The following is a 3316-nucleotide window of genomic DNA, read 5'->3' as shown; positions in this document are numbered from 1 at the left end:
TTCAGCGGCTTGCGCTTGGCTGCTTTCGGGCGCGTACCATCATCGGCGGCGAGGATCAGATGGGCATTGTTGCCGCCAAAGCCGAAATTGCTGATCGCGGCGATGCGCGGGCGGTCCTCCGGCCAGGCAGTTTTTCGCGCCGGGGCCATATTGGAGCCCGCAAAGCCGTCGAGCGCCTCGCCCTCAATCCGGGTTGGCGGGATGACGCCGTCGTTCAGCGCGAAGCTCATCTTGATCAGGCTGGCGAGCCCGGCGGCGGTGATCAGGTGCCCGAGATTACCCTTGAGCGACCCGATGGGCAGGGTGTCGATCCCCGCGAAGTGCTGGGCGGTGGCCCTCAGCTCGACCTTGTCGCCGGTCGGCGTGCCGGTGGCGTGGGCTTCGATCAAGACAATGTCCGTGGACGGATCGAGCCCGGATATGGCCCAGGCGGCCTGCATGGCTTCGGCCTGGCCGCCTTCATCGGGGGCGAGCAGCGATTTGCGGCGCCCGTCATTGGACAGGCCGATGCCGCGAATGATGCCATAGACGGTGTCGTCTTTGGTGCAATCGGAAAGCCGCTTTAGCACGATAGCGGCGGCACCCTCGGCCGGGACGAGGCCATCGGCACCGTCCACGAAGGGGCGAGAGCGTCCGGTCGGGCTGAGCGCGTTGAGCGCGCTGAAGCCCTGATGCAGGATGAGATTGTCCGCGCCGTTGACGGCTGCGGCGACCGCCATGTCGAGCGAGCCATCCTGCAGCCGGTCGCAGGCGAGCTTCACCGCATAGAGAGACGAGGCGCAGGCGGCATCGAGCGCGAAGGCCGGGCCCTTCGCGCCGAGCGCGGTCGCCAGCAGGCGCGCCGGGCCGCCGGTGTTGAAGCGGTTGAAGGCGTCGATATCGGAGCGTCCGGCCTGCCAGATGTCGCCGGCATAGTCGCAAAGCGCACGGCTGGGATAGCCGAGATTGCCGGCAATCACGCCGAGCTTCCTGCGCTTCACCTTGGGCGTACCCGCCTCCTGCCAGGCCTGCTGCCCCGCATGAAGCAGCCACTGGAAGAGCGGGTCGAGGTCTGCGGCGTCGAGGCCGCCGAGGTCGTAGGCCGCGGGGTCGAACACTTTGTCGAAGCCGGTGACGAAGCCGCCGCGATAGCCCATCTCGCTCTGTTCGGCGTCGGTGACACCCCACTTTCCGGGCGGGGCGGGGCTGAGCAGGTCGCGCTCGTCCAGGACCGCCTGCCACAGCGCCTCCGGCGACAGTGCTCCGGGCAGGATGCAGCCGCGCCCGACAATCGCAATCGGTTCGAACCGCGCCTTACCCATGTGCGATCTCTGAGCCGATGATGAGCTCGACCGGGCAGTCACGGCCGGCCAGCAGGGCCTCGGTAAAGACCTTGGCGCCGGCCTCGCGCGGGATGAGCGAAATGCCCATTTCAGCGAACTTCGCCTTGAGCGTGGCATCGACCATGCCGCCATCCCATGGGCCCCAGCCCAGCGATGTGACGGTGGCGTCCGGATGGGCGGCTTTCAGCTTCTGCGCCATGCGGTTCAGCACTTCGTTCGCCATGGCGTAATCGGCCTGTCCGACATTGCCGTAGCGTGCGGCGACGGAGGAGAAAAAGGCGATTGTTTTCAGCTCATTCACGTCAATCTGTGAAAGGAGCGTCTCAAGCCCGGCGATCTTTGGCGTGAAGACCTTGGCGACCTGGTCTGCCGTCTTTTCGGCGATGCGCTTGTCGGCCAGCACGCCTGCGCCATGAACGAGGCCGGTGATGGGGCCGAGGCTCTGTTCGACCTGGCGCAGCGCCGGGGTGAGCGCGGTCGGGTTGGCCACATCGGCCTGCAGGTAGAGCGCCGTGCCGCCGGCCTGTTCGATGGCCGTGAGTGTCGCACGAATTTCGGCGCCGGACAGGAGTGCGCGCGCTTGGGCGTTAAGAGCGGCGGGGGTGATCTTCTCGCCAGCGGCCTTGGCGCGGGCGGCGAGGGCCCCGCGCAGGGCTTTTTGATCCGTTGACGGATCGAGGTCTGCCGGCCAGGGCGTGATCTCCGAACGCCCGAGCAGGGCAAAGCGCGCGCCTGTCTGGCGGGCCAGTTCGATGATGCAGTCTGCAGTTACGCCACGGGCGCCGCCAGTGACGAGGATGACATCCTGCGGGCCGATCTGCGCGGTCTGAGGCGTAAAATCGCCGAGCGCGAGTTCGACAGGGCCAAGCCGGCCCTTGGCGGAGAGGCCGATACACGGCGCCGTCCCGCCGCTCAACAGCTCCTCGACCACGCGGTCGCTCGCCGATCGGGCACCGAGGTCTGCGATGTCGACATCGATGGCACGCACGAGCGCCTTGGGGAATTCCTGCGCGGCGGTGCGGGCAAGGCCGGTGAGGCCGCTGCGCCAGGCGCGCTCGTCATCCGGCTGGAAGCGTCCGCCCGTATCCTGAAGAAGGATGAGCGTGCCGCCGCGCGTCTCAAGACGTTTCGCCTGCGCGGAGACCGTTGCCAGCGCGGCCGTGTGCGCCTCCAGCGCCGGGCCATTCAGGGCGTTCGCAACGATCAGCGCTTCGGCCTGGCCGGAAGGCGCGGTGACTTCGCGGATCACGAAGCCCGCTTCCAGCATGGCCTGCACGAAGACCTGACTGAAGGCCGGATCGCTGCCGACATATTCGATCAGGCCGGCTTCCCGCAGGCCCGGTGTGACGCGGCCGACCGGAAGTTGCGGCTCATAGCTGACGGTGCGCAGCGCGAGCGGTTCGGGCTGGGACGCGGCAGGCGGGTCGGGGCGGCGAGCGCGCTCAGGCGCTGGCGCGCCCCCTAGCCAAAAAAATTGGCGATCTTCCGGATCGACCGGAGTTCGGCAATCTGTTCGGGTTCGACTTCGGGCAGGTTTGGCATCTGCTCGCGCAGGGCGGACAGGATCTCGACCTGCTTGATGGAGTCGACGCCAAGTTCGCCTTCCAGATCCATGTCGTCCTCGAGCATTTCCGGCGGATAACCGGTCTTCTCGGCGATCAGGTTGCGGACGAGTTCAGCCATGTCATCGCCGGCCGGGGCTGCAGGGGCAGAGGCTGCCGGGGCTGGAGCAGGCGCTGCAGCGGCGGGGGCGGTATGCGCGCCATTGCCATTGGCGACACCGTTCGTGGCGGGTGCGGCAGAAGCGGCCGGGCTGGTCGTGCCCGGGTCGAGGAAGTCGGCAATCTTGCGAATGGTGCGCAGCTCGGCGATCTGCTCGGGCGCGACCTCGGGCAGGTTTGGCATCTGCTCACGCAGGGCCGACAGGATTTCGACCTGCTTGATGGAGTCGACGCCAAGCTCGCCCTCCAGGTCCATGTCGGCTTCGAGCATGT

At 67.4% G+C, this 3316-nt stretch carries 3 protein-coding genes; all 3 read right to left on the bottom strand.

Annotation, left to right across the window (positions count from 1 at the left end):
• Nucleotides 1–1301: beta-ketoacyl [acyl carrier protein] synthase domain-containing protein (locus B8784_RS00935; protein ID WP_169712596.1), on the bottom strand; the 1301-nt coding region annotated here is incomplete at its 3' end.
• The gene (locus tag B8784_RS00930; protein ID WP_084395753.1) at nucleotides 1294–2589 is read right to left on the bottom strand and encodes an SDR family NAD(P)-dependent oxidoreductase; all 1296 of its coding nucleotides are present in this window, start codon (nucleotides 2587–2589) and stop codon (nucleotides 1294–1296) included. The genes B8784_RS00935 and B8784_RS00930, both read right to left, overlap by 8 nt.
• Before the next feature lie 194 nt (nucleotides 2590–2783).
• Nucleotides 2784–3316: phosphopantetheine-binding protein (locus tag B8784_RS00925; RefSeq protein WP_143435231.1), on the bottom strand; the 533-nt coding region annotated here is incomplete at its 5' end.

Source organism: Henriciella aquimarina, assembly GCF_002088975.1.
GTDB classification, from domain to species: domain Bacteria; phylum Pseudomonadota; class Alphaproteobacteria; order Caulobacterales; family Hyphomonadaceae; genus Henriciella; species Henriciella aquimarina.
Note: the sequence above shows the minus strand (reverse complement) of the source record. Positions and strands in the feature narration are given on the sequence as shown.